At 57.8% G+C, this 17,146-nt stretch carries 16 protein-coding genes and 1 pseudogene; 10 read left to right on the top strand and 7 right to left on the bottom strand.

Going from position 1 to position 17,146, the window contains the following annotated elements; genetic code table 11:
• Nucleotides 1-10: 10 nt before the first annotated feature.
• The 4 genes and pseudogenes from AC27VJ_RS13645 (at nucleotide 11) to AC27VJ_RS13630 (ending at nucleotide 3,787) form a co-directional block, all read left to right on the top strand.
• Complete coding sequence (locus tag AC27VJ_RS13645; protein ID WP_488684493.1) at nucleotides 11-499, top strand: MaoC family dehydratase; 489 nt, start codon at nucleotides 11-13, stop codon at nucleotides 497-499.
• Between the two features lie 28 nt (nucleotides 500-527).
• Nucleotides 528-1,238 (top strand): transporter substrate-binding domain-containing protein, encoded by a 711-nt coding sequence (locus tag AC27VJ_RS13640; RefSeq protein ID WP_488684492.1) that lies wholly within the window; start codon nucleotides 528-530, stop codon nucleotides 1,236-1,238.
• Nucleotides 1,239-1,545: 307 nt separating this feature from the next.
• The gene (locus AC27VJ_RS13635; protein WP_488684491.1) at nucleotides 1,546-2,916 is read left to right on the top strand and encodes an APC family permease; all 1,371 of its coding nucleotides are present in this window, start codon (nucleotides 1,546-1,548) and stop codon (nucleotides 2,914-2,916) included.
• Nucleotides 2,917-3,155: 239 nt separating this feature from the next.
• A pseudogene (locus AC27VJ_RS13630) lies at nucleotides 3,156-3,787 on the top strand (LysE family translocator).
• Between the two features lie 42 nt (nucleotides 3,788-3,829).
• On the opposite strand, the gene soxG reads toward AC27VJ_RS13630, so the two are convergent.
• From soxG to AC27VJ_RS13605, 5 genes are read right to left on the bottom strand one after another with little or no spacing between them, the layout of a single operon-like run.
• Nucleotides 3,830-4,378, bottom strand: a complete 549-nt coding sequence (gene soxG, locus AC27VJ_RS13625) for a sarcosine oxidase subunit gamma family protein (RefSeq protein WP_488684490.1) — start codon at nucleotides 4,376-4,378, stop codon at nucleotides 3,830-3,832.
• The gene (locus tag AC27VJ_RS13620; RefSeq protein WP_488684489.1) at nucleotides 4,371-7,328 is read right to left on the bottom strand and encodes a sarcosine oxidase subunit alpha; all 2,958 of its coding nucleotides are present in this window, start codon (nucleotides 7,326-7,328) and stop codon (nucleotides 4,371-4,373) included. Before AC27VJ_RS13620 ends, soxG begins: the two co-directional genes overlap by 8 nt.
• Nucleotides 7,325-7,639, bottom strand: a complete 315-nt coding sequence (locus AC27VJ_RS13615) for a sarcosine oxidase subunit delta (RefSeq protein ID WP_488684488.1) — start codon at nucleotides 7,637-7,639, stop codon at nucleotides 7,325-7,327. Before AC27VJ_RS13615 ends, AC27VJ_RS13620 begins: the two co-directional genes overlap by 4 nt.
• Nucleotides 7,640-7,648: 9 nt before the next feature.
• On the bottom strand, nucleotides 7,649-8,053 hold the full coding sequence (locus AC27VJ_RS13610) for a hypothetical protein (RefSeq protein WP_488684487.1): 405 nt from the start codon (nucleotides 8,051-8,053) through the stop codon (nucleotides 7,649-7,651).
• The gene (locus AC27VJ_RS13605; protein ID WP_062452148.1) at nucleotides 8,053-9,306 is read right to left on the bottom strand and encodes a sarcosine oxidase subunit beta family protein; all 1,254 of its coding nucleotides are present in this window, start codon (nucleotides 9,304-9,306) and stop codon (nucleotides 8,053-8,055) included. Before AC27VJ_RS13605 ends, AC27VJ_RS13610 begins: the two co-directional genes overlap by 1 nt.
• 75 nt (nucleotides 9,307-9,381) lie before the next feature.
• Between AC27VJ_RS13605 and AC27VJ_RS13600 the strand changes: the two genes are divergently transcribed.
• The 3 genes from AC27VJ_RS13600 to AC27VJ_RS13590 all read left to right on the top strand — a co-directional run bounded on the left by AC27VJ_RS13600 (nucleotide 9,382) and on the right by AC27VJ_RS13590 (nucleotide 12,639).
• A complete protein-coding gene (locus AC27VJ_RS13600; protein ID WP_488684485.1) occupies nucleotides 9,382-11,226 on the top strand; it encodes a rhomboid family intramembrane serine protease in 1,845 nt (614 codons plus the stop codon).
• A 179-nt stretch (nucleotides 11,227-11,405) separates the two neighbouring features.
• On the top strand, nucleotides 11,406-11,636 hold the full coding sequence (gene rpsU, locus AC27VJ_RS13595; RefSeq protein ID WP_045228355.1) for a 30S ribosomal protein S21: 231 nt from the start codon (nucleotides 11,406-11,408) through the stop codon (nucleotides 11,634-11,636).
• Between the two features lie 178 nt (nucleotides 11,637-11,814).
• Entirely contained in the window at nucleotides 11,815-12,639 is an 825-nt protein-coding gene (locus AC27VJ_RS13590; protein ID WP_353577816.1) for a tetratricopeptide repeat protein, read from the top strand.
• Nucleotides 12,640-12,744: 105 nt separating this feature from the next.
• On the opposite strand, the gene AC27VJ_RS13585 is transcribed toward AC27VJ_RS13590, so the two are convergent.
• A complete protein-coding gene (locus tag AC27VJ_RS13585) occupies nucleotides 12,745-13,323 on the bottom strand; it encodes a TetR/AcrR family transcriptional regulator (protein WP_488684484.1) in 579 nt (192 codons plus the stop codon).
• Between the two features lie 151 nt (nucleotides 13,324-13,474).
• On the opposite strand from AC27VJ_RS13585, the gene AC27VJ_RS13580 reads away from it, so the two are divergent.
• Nucleotides 13,475-14,236: an SDR family NAD(P)-dependent oxidoreductase gene (locus AC27VJ_RS13580; RefSeq protein WP_488684483.1), complete on the top strand. Its 762-nt coding sequence runs from the start codon at nucleotides 13,475-13,477 to the stop codon at nucleotides 14,234-14,236.
• Between the two features lie 91 nt (nucleotides 14,237-14,327).
• Here AC27VJ_RS13580 and AC27VJ_RS13575 read toward each other — a convergent pair whose 3' ends face one another.
• On the bottom strand, nucleotides 14,328-14,552 hold the full coding sequence (locus AC27VJ_RS13575) for an aa3-type cytochrome c oxidase subunit IV (RefSeq protein ID WP_113089360.1): 225 nt from the start codon (nucleotides 14,550-14,552) through the stop codon (nucleotides 14,328-14,330).
• A gap of 426 nt (nucleotides 14,553-14,978) precedes the next feature.
• Here AC27VJ_RS13575 and AC27VJ_RS13570 point away from each other — a divergent pair, with 426 nt between their 5' ends.
• Nucleotides 14,979-15,518: a TRAP transporter small permease subunit gene (locus AC27VJ_RS13570; protein ID WP_113089359.1), complete on the top strand. Its 540-nt coding sequence runs from the start codon at nucleotides 14,979-14,981 to the stop codon at nucleotides 15,516-15,518.
• Nucleotides 15,519-15,547: 29 nt separating this feature from the next.
• Nucleotides 15,548-17,050, top strand: coding sequence for a TRAP transporter large permease (locus AC27VJ_RS13565; RefSeq protein WP_488684482.1), 1,503 nt, complete (start codon nucleotides 15,548-15,550; stop codon nucleotides 17,048-17,050).
• Nucleotides 17,051-17,146 lie beyond the last annotated feature (96 nt).

The raw sequence follows: 17,146 nt of genomic DNA, 5'->3' as shown, positions 1-17,146 counted from the left end.
CGAGGAACCCATGCCCAAGGAAATCTCTCTGGCTGAGGTCAAAGGCCTTGTCGGTTCAGAAGTCGGAACATCCGACTGGATCACCGTCGATCAGGCGATGATCGACGCCTTCGCCAAGGCAACGCTGGACGACCAGTTCATCCACACGGACCCAGAGCGTGCCAAAGCAGAAAGCCCCTTCGGCGGCACCATCGCCCACGGCTTCCTCACAGTCTCGCTGCTATCAGCCATGAATTACAGCGCCCTGCCCAAAATCCGCGAACAGACCATGGGCATCAATTACGGCTTCGACAAACTCCACTTCGTCACCCCCGTCAAAAGCGGCGCCCGCATCCGCGGCCACTTCACCCTCGCCGAAGCCCGCTTCCGCGGCGCCGCCATGCTGATGAACACCTATGACGTGACGGTCGAAATCGAAGGTGAAAAGAAACCGGCCCTGACCACAAGGTGGACTACGATCAGCCAGTTCAACCCTGAGGATCGGCCGAACGAGGATTGAGGAAGGCCGACAGACAAACAGAGGTGTCATGAAATTCGCTTATTTGATCGAGCCGCCATTTAACTATCGCAATGATCAAGGCGTTGTGACTGGCTGCGATGTTGAACTAGCGCGAACCGTCCTGTCTATGATTGGTATCGAAAGCGTAGAGCTCATCGAAACCGAGTTTGCAGACCTGCTCCCCGGCTTGGAGCAGCGCCGTTGGGATATTACAACAGGCCTTTTCGATACAGCCGAGAGAAGGAAAATAGCCGCTTTCAGCCGTCCTATATGGGCATTGTCGGACGGGCTTCTCATCCGAAAGGGCAATCCTAAAAAGCTAAAAGGATACGCCTCTATTGTTGCAAACTCCGAATGCGCGCTGGCTGCGATACACGATCAGGTTCAGCACCAGGCCGCTCTCGCTACCGGCATCTCCGAAAACCAGATCATTTTACACGCAACATATAGCGAGGCCGCGAACGCTGTTCTAAGCGGACAGGTTCATGCTTATGCAAGTGTGGCTATGGCGCATCGAGGATATCTTGCGCAACATCCTCATATCGATCTGGACGTTGTCTCTGTCCCAACCGCGGAACGCGATGCGGCTTTCGGCGCATTCGGTTTTCGTCAATCAGACTGCGAATTGAAGAATGCAATCGATGCCGCATTGAACCAATATCTTGGTTCCAACGAGCATCGGGCCATGATGCAACCCTTCGGCTTCACTGATGCGGATATCAATATAATCGCGACTTAGCGAGCATTGTAGACCTGAGCTTTAGCCCGCGACAAGCGCGGCCCGTGTTCATCGATGAGTTGAGCCAGAAGAGCTTTCTCCTCATCCGTCAACGCTACGCTATCGACGAAACGCTCCGTGCATAAGCACGAATGCCTCGTCGATCTGCATCTCGTGCCGTCTTCTTCAGAGGATATGTACGGGATTAAGCCATGCCATTCCATGCTTCTGGCCATATGCATTGCGCGCAACGTTTTCTCTCCCAACACCGGAACCCGTGCGCCTGATCACGCGTTGAAGGCTACACGCCTTGATGGGGGACAATTCAATGGCACAAAATGTGACGCAACCTGACAACTCGGCAGAGCCTACAACCGAACTCAAACGCGTGATTGGGCCGGGGCTACTGCTTCTGTTCATTGTGGGGGATATTCTCGGCACCGGCATCTATGCGTTGACCGGACAGGTCGCGGCGGAAGTCGGCGGGGTCGTCTGGCTGCCCTTCATGATCGCCTTTGGCGTCGCCCTTCTCACCGCCTGCTCCTATCTGGAACTCGTCACGAAGTACCCCAAAGCCGCAGGTGCAGCGCTTTACACGCACAAGGCCTTCGGCGTGCACTTCATCACCTTCCTCGTCGCCTTCACCGTCATGTCCTCGGGCGTGACCTCAGCCTCCACCGCCTCCCGCGCCTTTGCCGCCAACTTCACCACCGTCACCGGGTTTGATTTTGGTGCATTCGGCGTTACCGGTGTCGCCATTGCCTTCATCGCGGCAATCGCGCTCATCAACTTCCGGGGTGTAGGCGAAAGTGTGAAGATGAATGTCGTGCTGACGGTTGTGGAACTCACCGGCCTACTGATTATCATCGGCATCGGCTTCTGGGCCATCGGCAACGGACAGGGCGATGTCTCGCGCGTCTGGACCTTTGAGCCCGCGGGCGAACACGGTGTCATCTGGTCCGTGGTCGCGGCAACGACTCTCGCCTTCTTCGCCATGGTCGGTTTTGAGGATTCGGTCAACATGGCCGAGGAGTGCAAACAGCCCTCGCGCATCTTCCCGAAAGTTCTGCTCGGCGGCCTTGCCATTACCGGCGTCATCTATGTTCTGGTCGCCATCTCCGCCATTACGTTGGTTCCGGCAGCAGAGCTGGGCGAAGGTGAAACGCCGTTGCTGAAGGTTGTGGCCGCAGGCGCCCCCAACTTCCCCATCGGCATTTTCGGCATCATCACCATGTTCGCAGTCGCCAATTCCGCGCTCATCAACATGATGATGGCCAGCCGCCTGATTTACGGCATGAGCCGCGAAGGCGTGCTGCCTCCCGCACTCGGCAAGGTCCACAAAGGCCGCCAGACGCCTTACATCGCCATCATCTTCACGTCGCTCATCGCCATCGGCCTCATCGCCTTCGCAGGCGGCGTCCCGGCACTCGGCGGTACAACGGCACTGCTGCTGCTCGGCGTCTTCACCATCGTCAATGTCGCGGTGCTGGTGCTGCGCAAGGATAAGGTCGCCCACAAACACTTCCGCACCCCGACAATACTGCCCATCATCGGCGCCGTCAGCTGCTTCTTCCTCGTCGGCCCATGGACTGGGCGTGACCCGGTGCAATATTCGATTGCCGGCGTGCTGCTGTTTATTGGTGTGCTGTTGTGGCTGGCGACGGTTGGATTCATGCGGATGCAGGAGAAGGCGGTTTAGAAAACCTCAAATTCCCTGTCACCCCGGCCTTGAGCCGGGGTCCAGCGACCTGACGTCCGTCAGGTCAAAAGACTCTTACGCCGCGCAGACGCGCGGCTGCTGGATTCCGGCTAAAGGCCGGAATGACGGAGGTAGAGTATGATTCCTCGCAAAAGATCACGGGCGTCACCAGACGCAGTTGCAATCCCCAGCAACGATGATACATCGGAATTCCGGCTCCCATTTCAAAAGGAAATCATATGCCGGACTTTTCCACACTCATGCTTTTTTCCGCCGCAGCCGTCGTGCTGACAGCGACACCCGGCCCCGATATGCTGCTCATTGCCTCCCGCAGTGTCAGCCAGGGTCGGTCCGCCGGTTTTCTCACCTAGCGGGCATAGCTGCCGGAACATATTGCCACGCCATCGCGGCGGCTCTCGGTCTTTCCCAGCTATTTCTCACTGTTCCGATTGCCCATGAAATAGTGCGCTGGGCAGGCTGCGCCTATTTGCTGTATCTGGCGTACAAAACCCTTCGTTCACAAGGTTCAGCTTTCGCGCCGTCGGCAGGTCTTAAAAGACTATCAGCCAAACGGATTTTCAGTGAAGGCCTCGCGACAAATCTCCTCAACCCGAAAATGGCGTTATTTGTGCTGGCGCTGTTTCCGCAGTTCATCGATCCGAATGGCAGTTCGATGCTCATCCAGACGGTGGTTCTCGCCAGTATTCTGAACGGCATTGGTTTTCTGGTGAACGGTGCCGTGATTGTTTTGGGTACAAGCATCCGCAATCGCCTGTCCGCAGTCAGCCGGTTTCCAAAGCTACCGCAGTATCTGCTGGCAACCGTATTTGCCGGTTTGGCATGCCGTCTGGCACTCGGCACCAGAAACTAAAGAGGTAACGTCAGGCAGTGCGCAGGCTCTGCCTGACCATTATCAAGCATCACGCGAACCCTCTTCCAGCAACCCGAACACATACTCCGCAAAAGACCGCCAGCATTCCACCCGGAACGTGTCTTCCGCCACGCGTAAAATCACCACTTCCGCCTTACCGAAAATCGTGCGTGAACACGCGCCAACCGGAAACACGGCCAGCGACAAATCCTGCGGGCAGCCCGTGTTCAGCGTCGCTTCCGCGCCCGTGCCGGACACGGTGATGGCCGTGTTGCGGTGGGAGACGTCGGTGGCGGAGTGGGGGGTGGAGACGGTGGCGCAGGCGTCCATTAGGTTGCTTTCGCCTTGGTCGATCACCAGCCATTCATCCGGCCCGAGCCACAGCGCGGCACGAAGGCCGGAGGTGGTGGACGTCTTGGGGGCCTGTGGCAGGCTGATGTCGAGCGCCCGGGAAAGCTCGCTGACAGCATCCGCCTTGGCGCGAAGCGACAGCCGGTAAGCGGGCGCTGCCATTTTGATGGAGACATTGGCGGAACCGGCGCGTGCGCCTTCCAGAACCAATGTGCGGTTTGCCATTGCGATATCAGCCATTGATACGGCCTCCTTCCTTGTCGAAGAACACCATGTCCGTCACCTCCACCGCGATGGTCTTGTCGGCCAGCGGAATATAAAGCGTTTCGCCCACGCGCGCCCGGCCACCCGCCACCAGACCGAAGGCGATGGAGTGGCCGAGATTTTCCGACCAGTAAGCGGAAGTCACATGCCCCAGCATGGTCATTGGCTTGGGCTGGTTCGGATCGGCCACGATCTGACCGCCTTCTTCCGGCACATCATGCGGATTTTTCGGCAAAAGACCCACCAGTTGCTTGCGGCCCTCACGTTTCAGGTCCGGGCGCTGCAGGCCGCGAATGCCGACGAAATCCGTCTTCTTCTTGGAAACCGCCCAGCCAAGCCCCGCATCATCAGGCGTCACCGTGCCGTCCGTATCCTGACCGACGATGATATAGCCCTTTTCGGCGCGCAGAATATGCATGGTTTCGGTGCCATAAAGGCAACCACCCACAGCCTCCGCACGCTCGGCAACCGCCTTCCACACGGCCGGGCCGAAATCGGCGGGCACGTTGATTTCGAAGCCGAGTTCGCCCGTAAAGGATACGCGGAACAGCCGCGTCGGCACGCCGCAAATCTTGCCTTCGGCAATGGCCATATGCGGGAAGGCTTCTGGCGAAAGGTCGATGCCCTCCACCAGCGGCGCAATCACCTCACGCGCCCTAGGTCCCTGTACGGCAATGACAGCCCATTGTTCGGTCGCAGATGTCAGCCACACGTTCAGATGCGGGAATTCGGTCTGGAGATAGTCTTCCATATGGTGCAGCACACGCGGCGCACCGCCGGTCGTCGTCGTCACATGGAAACGGTCCTCCGCCAAACGCCCCACCACGCCGTCATCGTAGACGAAACCATCTTCGCGGGTCATGATGCCATAGCGGCAGCGGCCCGGCTTCAGCGTATCCCAGGCATTGGTATAGAGCAGGTTGAGGAACTTCGCCGCATCCGGCCCGACAACCTCGATCTTGCCGAGCGTGGACGCATCGAACACGCCCACTGTCTCACGCACCGTCTTGCACTCGCGGTTCACGGTCTGGTGCATGTCTTCGCCCGCACGCGGATAGAACCATGCCCGCTTCCAGTTGCCCACGTCTTCGAAGGCGGCACCGGCGGCCTCTTCCAGCGCATGCATCGGCGTCTTGCGGGCAGGATCGAACAGCTTGCCACGTGAATGGCCCACCAGCGTGCCGAAAGTGACAGGCGTATAGGGCGCACGGAACGTCGTCAGCCCCACCTTGGGCAGGTCACGCCCCAGCGCTTCGGAGGCTATGGCCAGACCATGCATGTTGGACATCTTGCCCTGATCCGACGCCATGCCGTTGGTGGTGAAGCGCTTGATATGCTCGATGGAATGCATGCCTTCGCGCACCGCAAGGCGGATATCCTTGGCGCAGACATCATGCTGGAAATCGATGAAGGCCTTGACGTTGTCGCCTTCGCCAGCCCCTTCCGCCGCACCGATCATGCCGCCGGTCCATATCAGCGCATTCTGGCCGGAGAACGCCGCCGCACCACCGCCAGCGGCAGCCGCCTCGGCAATCACGTCGGCAAGATCATCCGTGCCGTTGCAGGCACCGATGGAGACGCAATGCTGCACATGCACATCGGGAAGAAAACGCTGGTTTTCCGTGTCGTATGTCAGCTTGCCGCGAGACTGCGAGAACAGATGCACGGATGGCGTCCAGCCTGCGGACACCACCAGCGCATCCACCTTGATCTTGCGCTTGGACGAGCCGCCATTGCGGCCCACCGTGATGGAGGACACCCGCAGACGCCCAGCCGTATTATAAACGCTATGGCCCGCCAGCACCTCGATGCCCAACGCCCGCGCCTCGTCCAGCAGCTTTGCATCCGGGTTGGCGCGGCAATCCACGATAGCCGCAATCGTCACCCCTGCCCGCTTCAGATCGAATGCGGTCTCATAGGCCGAGTCATGGGCAGTGTAGACAGCCACGTTATGGCCCACGGTCACGCCATACTGGTTAAGATAGGTGCGCGCCGCAGAGGCCAGCATGATGCCGGGCCGGTCATTATTGGCAAACACCATGTGCCGCTCGATCGCACCCGTCGCCAGCACCACCTTCTTGGCACGAACCTGCCACAGCCGTTCGCGTGGCTGATGCCCCGGTGTTGCCAGATGGTCGGTCACACGCTCTGCAAGGCCGATGAAATTGTGGTTGTAGTAGCCGAAAACGGTCGTGCGCGTCAGCACCTCAACATTCGGCATGGCTTTCAGCTCGGCAAAGGTCTTTTGCGCCCAATCATAGCCGTTCACACCATCGATGGTCGTGCCGCTATCGAAGCGAAGCGCGCCGCCAAGCTCCGGATTCTCATCCGCCAAAATAACCTTGGCACCGGTCTTTGCAGCAGCCAACGCCGCCGTCAAACCGGCCACGCCGCCGCCAGCCACCAGCACGTCGCAATGGGCATAACGGCTGGCATAATGGTCGCTGTCGCCTTCCTTCGGCGCATTGCCCAAACCCGCCGCACGGCGGATGATTGGCTCGTACAGCTTGTCCCAAGCAGCCTTCGGCCACATGAAGGTCTTGTAGTAGAACCCCGCCACGAATAGGGGCGAGAGGAAATCATTCACCGCGCCCACATCGAAAGACAGCGAAGGAAAGCGGTTCTGCGAGGACACGATTGCCCCATCGAACACTTCCTGCACCGTTGCCCGCACGTTGGGCTGTTTGCGGCTGCTATCGCGCGACACATCGATCAGCGCATTCGGCTCTTCCGGCCCGGCGGAGAGAAAGCCGCGCGGACGGTGATATTTGAACGAGCGGCCAATCAGATGCACGCCATCCGCCAGCAAGGCAGAGGCAACCGTATCGCCCTGCAAAGCCGTGTGAATCTTGCCATCGAAGGTAAAGCGCGCTGTGCGCGCAGGCGTCAGGCGGCCAGCGCCCTTGATGCGATAGGCGCCGCTCATCGGGCTGCTCCTTCATGTCCGGCGGCAATCGTCGCCTCATCCGGCTTCGGCTCGCCTGCCTTATAGGTCAGGTAAATCTTGTCGTTCACGGAATGGCGCGCCGCATTGAAGAACCGCCCGCAGCCATGAATGTGCCGCCAGCGCTCGAACACCATGCCCTTGTCATTGTCGCGCATGAAGAAATATTCGGCAAATTCCTCATCGGAAATCCTGGCAATGTTTTCGGGCCGCGCAATATGCGCCTCGCCCGCCCAGCGGAATTCCAGCTCGGAACGCTCTTCTTCACAATAGGGACAACGGATCAGCAGCATATTCTTGCCTCAAAGAGAGCTTTCCGGAACGATGGTTCCGGCGGGTTGGTCACACAGGCGCTTCCCCATGGTGATATAGGGGTAAAGCCTGTTCATCAGTTCATCGACGCTGGTAAAAGCGCGAAAAACCTTGGTCTTGCCGAGGTTGATGATCGCCATCATCATCGGGTTGATGTTGAGAATGACCGGCTCTTCCTGCCCGCCATCCTCTTTTTCCGCGACGAAATAGACCGCCTTGTCGCCGATAATGGGCGCGCAGAGCAGAATTCCCTTATTCGCCGCGAACGGCCAGCCGGTCTCGCCCTGCGCCTTGCGGATCGTCTGCATGCGGAAATCTTCTACTTCCGGCACAAGCTTGTTGACCTGTACTGGTGCGGTTGCCACGGCAGCCGCCAGAAGTGCGCTCGGCACCATCAATGCGCCACCGCCGCAGCCGCCGCCTCATCGATCAGCCGTCCAGAACGGAACCGTTCCAGCGTCAAACCTTCCGCCAGCTTATGAGGCTCACCCCGAGCGATCAGATGCGCAAACAGATGCGCAGACCCCGGCGTCGCCTTGAACCCGCCCGTGCCCCAGCCGCAATTCACGAACAGGTTCGGCACCGGCGTCACGCTCTGAATAGCGGAACGATCCGGCGTGTTGTCGGTAATGCCGCCCCATTGGCGCATCATCTTCACGCGGCGGAAAATCGGGAACAGCTCGCAGATCGCATCCAGCGTGTGGGTGATGATCTGCAAACCGCCGGTCTGCGAATAGGAATTGTACTGGTCCGTGCCAGCGCCAATCACAAGCTCGCCCTTGTCGGATTGCGAGATATAGGCGTGCACCGTGTTGGACATGACCACACAGGGGAAAATCGGCTTCAAAGGCTCGGAAACCAGCGCCTGCAACGGGTTGGAAGCCAGCGGCACGCGCACATCGGCCATGTTCATAATGACGGAGGAATGCCCCGCCGCCGAAACGCCGATCTTCTTGGCGCCGATAAAGCCCCTGTTCGTCTCGACACCCGTCACCGCACCATCCGGTCCGCGCCTGATGGCAGTCACTTCGCAATTCTGGATGATATGAACACCGCGATCCGATGCGCCACGGGCATAACCCCAGGCCACCGCATCATGCCGCGCCGTGCCGCCACGACGCTGAAGTGCAGCGCCGTTGATGGCGTAGCGGGCATTGGCGGAAATATCGAGCGGCGGGCAATAGGCCTTGGCCTGTTCCGGCGTCAGCCATTCATTATCGATGCCATAGAGGCGGTTGGCATTGATATGGCGCTTGAAGCTTTGCTGGTCATGCACATTGTGCGACAGCATCATTACGCCGCGCGCGGAATACATGGTGTTGTAATTGAGGTCCTGGCTCAAGCCTTCCCACAGCTTCAGGGAGTGCTCGTAAATGTCCATGCTCTCTTCATAGAGATAGTTGGAGCGGATGATGGTGGTGTTGCGCCCAGTATTGCCGCCGCCGATCCAGCCTTTTTCCAGCACCGCCACGTTGGTAATGCCATGTTCCTTGGCAAGGTAATAAGCCGCGCCCAGCCCATGCCCGCCACCACCGATGATGATGACATCGTATTCCTTGCGCGGTTCGGGAGAGGCCCACTGCGCCTCCCATCCCTTATGCGCCCGCAAGGCCTCGCGAGCCACGGCAAAAACCGAAAATTTGCGCATTCGCGAACCACTCCTTGAAAACCGGCGGGACCGTTCCGGCAGAACCTTACACATCGCAAATGAAGAACGACAGTAATGTCCGTTTTGCGACGCGGCGACATAAAGTATCGACATTGCCATAAACGCGCGAAAAAGGACTGCCCGAAACGCCTTTTTCCGGCTGACCCGCCTCACATATTGTCGGGACCAAAAACTTTCACTATCGGTATATCAACATCAGAAATTCTTGCCAGAGTTGAGATTATCATGCGCCTGTTTCGAAAGCCCACTGATGAACTTGCATGGTCTGTGGTCGGCGCATGCGCCGCCATCTATCTCCTGTCGGCAGGCTTGAGCATGGTCGCGGCACCCGCTGGCGAGCCGTGGGTGAGGTTCCTGTTCGAGCCCTCTCAGGAAACGCTGATCGATATGGGCATGGGCGGCAGCCTGCCCTTGCATCAGTTGAATATCTGGTCGCTGATAACGTCGACCTATCTGCATCTCGATATCCTGCACATAGTGCTCAACGCGCTGTGCCTTTTTGCGTTCTTTCCTGTCGTCAGCCAGCAATATGGCAAGTCGAAAACCTTCGTCATCTATACAGCCGCAGGCATCGCAGGCATCGCAGGCGCGCTGCTGTCGGCGGCAACTGGCGAGATGTATTCTCTGGGTGCATCCGGCGGTGTTTTGGGCCTGTACGGAGCAATGGTCGCTTACGGTATCCGCAGCGACGATCCTGCACGCTGGGCACCGGTCAAGGCGGAATTGCTCTGGGTCTTAGCGAACTTCGCATTCGGCGTCACGCTTTCTGAAAACATCAGCAATGCCGGACATCTTGGCGGGTTGATAGGCGGCCTTGCTGCCGGGTTGGTCCTCGGTCCGGCAAAAGGCGAGACGACCCCGTTTTTCCGCTCGAAGGCTGCACTGGCCTGCATGGCGCTCGTCGGCGCGTTTCTTGCCGTCAATCTTTCGCAAGGCACATGGGCAACCTACCTCGCGGCAGAAAATCGCCCGGCCTATGACGCCCGCCTGACGGCAAGACGGGCTGCGGAACTGGATGAGAAAATTCGGCAATCTCCAAAGGATGGGGCTTCTCTTTTGGTACGGGCCAACCAGAGCTATTCCCGCCAAGATTGGGAAGCAGCCTTGCAGGATTTAAACACAGCGGCTGACATCGACCCCTCTTTTGAAACGCTTTATTTCAAGGCATCCAGCCTTTTTATGCTGTCGCGCTTCAACGAGGCGATAAAAGTATATGACATCCTCGTAGAAAAAGACGCGGCCAACATTCCCATCAGATATTACAGGGCAGACGCCCAGCAGCGCCTCAACGACACAGCTTCAGCGGAAAACGGCTATCGTGATATCATCGAACTTGAACCAGCGAATGCAGAAGAATTCCACATGCGAGCGACCGCATTCCAAGCACTGGGCAAAACCGACGAGGCGTTGGCAGACTACAATCACTCCATCGAACTGGACGGCAGCGTTGCCAGCGTTCACCTCGCGCGAGGATCGCTCCTAGCTTCGCGCGCAGACTACGAAGGCGCAATTTCCGACTACGATCAGGCATTAGCCCTAGAACCCGAAAGTCCCCTCACTCATCTTTTCAGAGCATTCGCTTTCTCAAGGATGGACCTGTATCAGAAGGCTATTGAGGACTATAGCGCTGCTATAGATGGCGGCGTTAACCAGGCACCGGCATGGAACGGTCGGGCTTGGTCCTACTACAATCTAGGGCGTCACCAGGAAGCCCTTGCTGACGTCGAAAAATCTCTCCTGATAGCCCCAGACTATGTGGCAGCACTGGACACACGAGGCCATATTCTGGAGGCAACCGGGCAACGAGACAAAGCTATCGCCGACTATCGTGCGGTTCTCGCAAAAGAACCCGACACCCCCACCAGCCAGCAGGGACTGGCTCGTCTTAAAGCACAATAATCGGTCGTAAACGTGCATTTTCCCTTGCGCGTTGGCGTTAACGGCTGGACTTCGCAAAAATGATCTGATATTGCACGTCACCAATCGCGCGGCCATACGGCCAACCGAACGATTTTTTGTTTGCTTGCGAATGCCATTATTCACACGGCAAAATAACCAACCAAAGGAACGGGATTCACGTGCAGGTACTAGTCCGCGACAACAACGTTGATCAGGCGCTTCGCGCTCTCAAGAAAAAGATGCAGCGCGAAGGCATTTTCCGCGAAATGAAGATGCGCGATTACTACGAGAAGCCTTCCCAGAAGCGCGCTCGCGAAAAGGCTGAAGCCGTTCGCCGCGTTCGCAAGCTGGCACGCAAGCGCATGCAGCGCGAAGGTCTGATTGCTGGCCCGCGCGCTCCGGCACGCTGATAGGTCGTCTTTTCGACGTTTTTGAATGCTTATGGGGCGGGGGCGAATTTTTCGCCGCCGCTCTTTGAGTTTATGACCGTGGAACCGGCCTGTTAGAGGGAACCCATATCGCATGAACGCTGTTGATACCCGTGATTCCAGAAATCCGTTTTCAAGCGGTGTATCCCAGAGAGATAAAATGCGGTTTCGTTCCTCACTGATCGTCTGCGGTGTGCTTGCGGCTCTATCCGGCTGCGCCACCACCACCCAAACGAATGACGTCTTCCAGCTCGACCGCGCCCAGGGCTCGACGGAAAACATCACGTCGCTGACCTCGGTCATCAACGCCAATCCGCAAGACCCTGAAGGCTACAACGTTCGTGGTTCTGCCTACGGTCGCGCCGGTGATTCCAAGCGCGCCATCGCAGATTTCGAGCGCGCACTTCAGCTCAATCCGCGCTTCTATCAGGCCTATGCCAACCGCGCTCTCGTGTACCGCAACAGCGGACAGCAGCAACTGGCTTTGCAGGATTACAACAGCGCGCTGCAGATCAACCCAAGCTATGATGTGGCACTCATCGGTCGCGGCAATCTTTATCGCCAGACGGGCCGCGTCAACGAAGCCTTCAACGACTTCTCCGCCGCCATCAATCTGGACACGACCGACGGGCGCGCCTGGCACAATCGCGGCCTGATCTACCAGCTGCGCAACCAGCATGCACAGGCCATCGAAGACTTCTCGAAAGCCATCTCGCTGTCGCCGAATTCGCCTGAGCCCTATAATGGTCGCGGCATCTCCTACGTCGCCCTCAACGACGACGAAAATGCCTTCGCAGACTTCAACCACGCGATTGCCCTCAACGGCGATCTGGCTGAATCCTGGGCAAACCAGGCGCTGGTCTATGAGCGCCGCGGTGAAAAAGACAAGGCCGCCAAATCCTACGGCCACGCCGCCCGCCTCGACCCTAAGTACAAACCCGCCGTGGACGGCCTCGCCCGCACCCGTGGCGCTGGCGCATCTTAAGCGGCACGCACATTCTTTCAAAAAAGCCGGGAGCATCGCTTCCGGCTTTTTTCATTGTGCACTCCTGCTGAGTGAAATGCGTTAGGCAGGCGCTCATGACGCAGCTCAGGGAAACGTCGATAGGGCCTGACCGACGACTTCATGCAAAACGTCTCGGCTCGTTCCCGCCTTGGCTTGCACCGCCACGCCTTGCGCAACAGTCAGGATAAAGGCTGCCAATGCGTCGGGATTTGCCGTCTCCGGCAAGTCCCCTTCCCGCTTTGCGCGTTCGAACCTCTCGCGAAACTGCCGTTGGCCTTCAGCTCGAAACTCGATCAGGGCCTGTCGAACGGGCTCCGCATCGTCTGAGCCCGCGAGCATGCCATTAATGCCGAGGCAGCCGGAATGCGTCGGAAACCGTGTGTTCAAATCCACCGTTTCTTTCAGGAAATGTGAGGCGGCCTCGCGGGCTGTCGGTAGTTCCAGAGCCTTTGGAATATAGTCCATATAACGCGCATAGTAGCGATCCAGCGCCCTGCGGAACATGGCCTCCTTGTTACCGAAAGCGGAATAGAGTGCAGGCCGCTCGACACCCGCCGCGTCGGTCAGGTCCGTGTAGGACGCGCCTTCGAAACCCTTGCGCCAGAACACGCACAGGACGCCATCCAGCGCTTTTTCCACATCAAACTCGCGATGACGGCCCATCCGCATTCTCCATGCTTTTCATAACGAGCATTATTAAACCGCTTGACAGGGAATGTCTACATTCAATAACGTTCGTTATTGTAACGATTGTTACGATAATTACGCCTTCATCTGAATGACCGGGTGGGCAAATTTCCAGACAGGAAAAGACATGTCGAAAACATTGCAGGGTAAGGTCGCGCTCATTACCGGTGGATCGCGCGGGCTAGGCGCGAACATTGCGGAAACGCTGGCAGATCAAGGCGCGGATATCGCGATTACCTATGTTGCCTCTGCCGAAAAGGCCGAAGCCGTCGTTGAAAAGCTGAAATCGAAGGGCGTTCGCGCCATCGCCATCCAAAGCGATCAGGCCGAGATGGCAACCGCAAAGCCGATGGTCAAGAAGGTGATCGAACATTTCGGCAAGCTCGATATCCTCATCAACAATGCGGCAGTTGTGGCAAAGGGCCAGACGGTTGATGATCCTGATCTGGATACAGCCGCGCTTGACCGCCAGTGGCAGATCAACGTCATGGGCGCCATAGCAACCACGCGTGCAGCAGCCCCTGTTCTTTCCGATGGCGGGCGCATCATCTTCATCGGCTCGCTGAATGGCACCCATGCACTCATACCAGGCGTCGCCGACTATGCGGGCACCAAAGCCGCTATCAATGGCTATGCAAGAGGCGTTGCCCGCGATCTCGGCGCACGCAACATCACGGTCAACGTGGTTCAGCCGGGCGCGATGCCCACAGACATGATGGTTGAAGCATTGGGAAGTAAAGTGGCACCGGATGCGTTTCTCGACATGCACCCGATCCGCCGGATCGCGACACTCGAAGAAGTGTCTGCCTTCGTCAGCTTCCTGGCTGGACCAAATTCAGGATATATGACCGGTGGTGTTGTGGATATCGCTGGCGGGCTCGCAATCTGATACTCGCGGATATCTCAGACAGACATTAGAATGCGCGCCCGGTGGGCGCGCTCCATTGTCGGTAGTGGCTCGAAAAGATGAATGCTGCGCATCAGCGCAGCAGAACGAAACCGGCAACCGTGAGTATCAGGAACACCAGCAGACCGCCGAAGAAACCGCCTGTGGTGAAAAATCCGACGACCATGGCCAGCAACAGCACGCAAACCATCATGGTGCCGTATTTGGCAGCGGTCAGAAAGCCGTCATAGGTCTTTTCATGCTCGGAATAATTCATCGGCGCACCGATTTCGACTGGACCCGTATGGTGTTCACTCATGCCATTTCCCCTTAAAAGAACCGCAACCCTGCCCGTTACTCCAGCCACCTATGGCGGCGTCCCTCACGCAACATGATAATGCGGAACACTCCGCGGCAAGACCTAACATGGAATCATCGAAAAGCGCAACGGACGAAGCTGCCGCGCGACGCGGTCTGCAACAATCTCTTCTGATAAAACCGCGTCGAACACCCACGTCAAAACTGTGCAGCCAAGCAACATCGGCGCGCGCAATTCTTCACAAACACCCTGTTTACACCCTGCATTGCAGTAGAGCAGTTGCATTTCAAAGAAGCACCTCATACACGAAATAGTGTGGAGGAAGTCCGAAGCTTTGATCGAGCAAGCGTCAGCATAGTTATATGCGGGCCATCGGTACTATGCCTCCCACACAAAACCCGCAAAGGGAACGAGGAGGGGAAAAGAATGCAGGCTCTTCTAAAATTAAGCGCCCTTATTGACTGGTTCAGTGAGGCCATGGGCAAATTCGCCGGTTATCTGGTCCTGATCTGCTGCCTCGTCAGCGCAGGCAACGCCATCGTGCGTTATGTTTTCAATTATAGTTCCAATGGCTGGCTTGAAATCCAGTGGTACATGTTCGCCTTCATCGTTCTGGTCGGCGCATCCTACACACTGCGCATGAACGAGCATGTCCGCGTCGATATTATCTACGGCGCGATTTCGGCGCGCACGCGGCTCTGGGTCGATATCATCGGAATCACCCTCTTCCTACTTCCCGCCTGTTTCGTTCTGGCTTGGCTCAGCTGGCCCATGTTTACTCTGTCGCTGGCGCAGAATGAGATTTCCTCGAATGCCGGCGGGCTCATCCGCTGGCCGGTGAAATTCATCATCTTCGCCGGCTTTGCCCTGCTCGTTCTTCAGGGAATATCCGAACTGGTGAAGCGCATCGGTGCGCTGAACGGGCTCTACCAGCTCGACACCAAATACGAAAAACCGCTCCAGTAAATCAGGCGCTGATCGCTAAGGATATTTCCATGTTCGAATACGGTATTCTGCCGCCGCTGATGTTCCTGGGCATGATCATCTTCATGCTTTACGGTTTCCCCGTGGCTTTCTCCCTTGCCTCCGTCGGGCTTCTGTTCGGCGTCATCGGCATTTTCACAGAGCATTTTTCGCCCGCCTTCCTGCAGGCTCTGCCTCTGCGCATTTTCGGCATCATCTCCAATGATCTGCTGCTGGCTATCCCCTTCTTCACCTTCATGGGCGCAATCCTTGAACGATGCGGGCTTGCGGAAGATTTGCTGGAAGGCACAGGCAAGCTATTTGGCGCCATTCCCGGTGGCCTTGCCTATGCTGTCATTCTCGTGGGCGCGATCCTCGGCGCCATCACCGGTACGGTTGCGGCTTCGGTCATCACCATGGGCGTCATCTCGCTGCCCATCATGCTGAAATATGGCTACAATCCGCGCCTTGCCACTGGCGTCATCGCCGCATCGGGCACCATCACGCAGGTCATTCCGCCATCGCTGGTGCTGATCGTTCTGGCCGATCAGCTCGGCAAATCCGTGGGCGATATGTATCTCGGCGCCATCGGCCCGTCGATCCTGCAGGTCGTGATCTTCATGCTGTTCATTCTCTTCATGTCGATAGTCCGACCGAAGGATTTGCCTGCCCTTCCCCCGGAAGCGCGTGGAGAACTCAACCGCGCTCTGGTCTTCAAGGTACTGGCTGGCATGGTGCCATCCATCGTGCTGATCTTCCTCGTGCTCGGCACCATCTTCATGGGCCTTGCAACGCCCACGGAAGCCGGTGCGCTCGGCGTCATCGGTGCCATGGCGCTGGCCGCCGCTCACCGCCGCCTGACATGGGATCTGGTCAAGCAGGGCATGCATTCCACCATGCACATCACGTCAATGGTGGTCTTCATCCTCGTCGGCGCGACATGCTTCAGCCTCGTCTTTCAGGGCATGGATGGCTCGCTTTGGATCGAACATATGCTGTCCGGCATCCCCGGCGGCCCCATTGGCTTCCTCATCTTCGTCAACATCTTCATATTCTTCCTGGCCTTCTTCCTCGATTTCTTCGAGATCGCCTTCATCGTCATCCCGATGCTGGCGCCGATTGCCCAGTCCCTCGGCATCGATCTCATCTGGTTTGGCGTGCTGATCTGCATCAACATGCAGACAAGCTTCATGCATCCGCCCTTCGGCTTTGCGCTGTTCTACCTGCGCTCCATCGCGCCCAGATCTGTCAAAACGTCGGACATCTACATGGGCGCGATTCCGTGGCTCGGCATGCAGCTCATCCTCGTCGCCATCGTCATCTTCTGGCCGGAATCCGTCACCTACTGGCTGGACAAGACACCGCAGGTCGATCTCAACACCATCAAGATCGAAGTCCCCGCCTTCGGCAACGGCGGTGGCAACACAATGCCGAATTTCGGCCTGCCACCCATGGACGGCGCCCCGGCCCAGCCGGGCGGAAACGGACTGCCCGGCATGCCAAACCTGAACGAGCCACCGAAGATCGGCCCATAAGGGAAACACTTGTTACGTGTGTAGAAACGGATTATATTGGTGAAGTGGAAAGCAGAGCGGGAACTCTGCCTTCCGTTTACTACTTGCTCAGAAATG

It is taken from the genome of Agrobacterium sp. 20P9.1.2, from assembly GCF_057799395.1.
Note: the sequence above shows the minus strand (reverse complement) of the source record. Positions and strands in the feature narration are given on the sequence as shown.

Excerpts from the sequence above, each read along its gene's own strand:
- AC27VJ_RS13620 (WP_488684489.1), bottom strand. The coding sequence starts at position 7,328 with ATGAGCGGCGCCTATCGCATCAAGGGCGCTGGCCGCCTGACGCCTGCG.
- AC27VJ_RS13565 (WP_488684482.1), top strand. The coding sequence starts at position 15,548 with ATGTTCGAATACGGTATTCTGCCGCCGCTGATGTTCCTGGGCATGATC.
- AC27VJ_RS13605 (WP_062452148.1), bottom strand. The coding sequence starts at position 9,306 with ATGCGCAAATTTTCGGTTTTTGCCGTGGCTCGCGAGGCCTTGCGGGCG.
- soxG (WP_488684490.1), bottom strand. The coding sequence starts at position 4,378 with ATGGCTGATATCGCAATGGCAAACCGCACATTGGTTCTGGAAGGCGCA.
- AC27VJ_RS13640 (WP_488684492.1), top strand. The coding sequence starts at position 528 with ATGAAATTCGCTTATTTGATCGAGCCGCCATTTAACTATCGCAATGAT.
- AC27VJ_RS13610 (WP_488684487.1), bottom strand. The coding sequence starts at position 8,053 with ATGGTGCCGAGCGCACTTCTGGCGGCTGCCGTGGCAACCGCACCAGTA.
- AC27VJ_RS13575 (WP_113089360.1), bottom strand. The coding sequence starts at position 14,552 with ATGAGTGAACACCATACGGGTCCAGTCGAAATCGGTGCGCCGATGAAT.
- AC27VJ_RS13600 (WP_488684485.1), top strand. The coding sequence starts at position 9,382 with ATGTCCGTTTTGCGACGCGGCGACATAAAGTATCGACATTGCCATAAA.
- AC27VJ_RS13580 (WP_488684483.1), top strand. The coding sequence starts at position 13,475 with ATGTCGAAAACATTGCAGGGTAAGGTCGCGCTCATTACCGGTGGATCG.
- AC27VJ_RS13570 (WP_113089359.1), top strand. The coding sequence starts at position 14,979 with ATGCAGGCTCTTCTAAAATTAAGCGCCCTTATTGACTGGTTCAGTGAG.
- AC27VJ_RS13615 (WP_488684488.1), bottom strand. The coding sequence starts at position 7,639 with ATGCTGCTGATCCGTTGTCCCTATTGTGAAGAAGAGCGTTCCGAGCTG.
- AC27VJ_RS13635 (WP_488684491.1), top strand. The coding sequence starts at position 1,546 with ATGGCACAAAATGTGACGCAACCTGACAACTCGGCAGAGCCTACAACC.
- AC27VJ_RS13590 (WP_353577816.1), top strand. The coding sequence starts at position 11,815 with ATGCGGTTTCGTTCCTCACTGATCGTCTGCGGTGTGCTTGCGGCTCTA.
- AC27VJ_RS13645 (WP_488684493.1), top strand. The coding sequence starts at position 11 with ATGCCCAAGGAAATCTCTCTGGCTGAGGTCAAAGGCCTTGTCGGTTCA.
- AC27VJ_RS13585 (WP_488684484.1), bottom strand. The coding sequence starts at position 13,323 with ATGGGCCGTCATCGCGAGTTTGATGTGGAAAAAGCGCTGGATGGCGTC.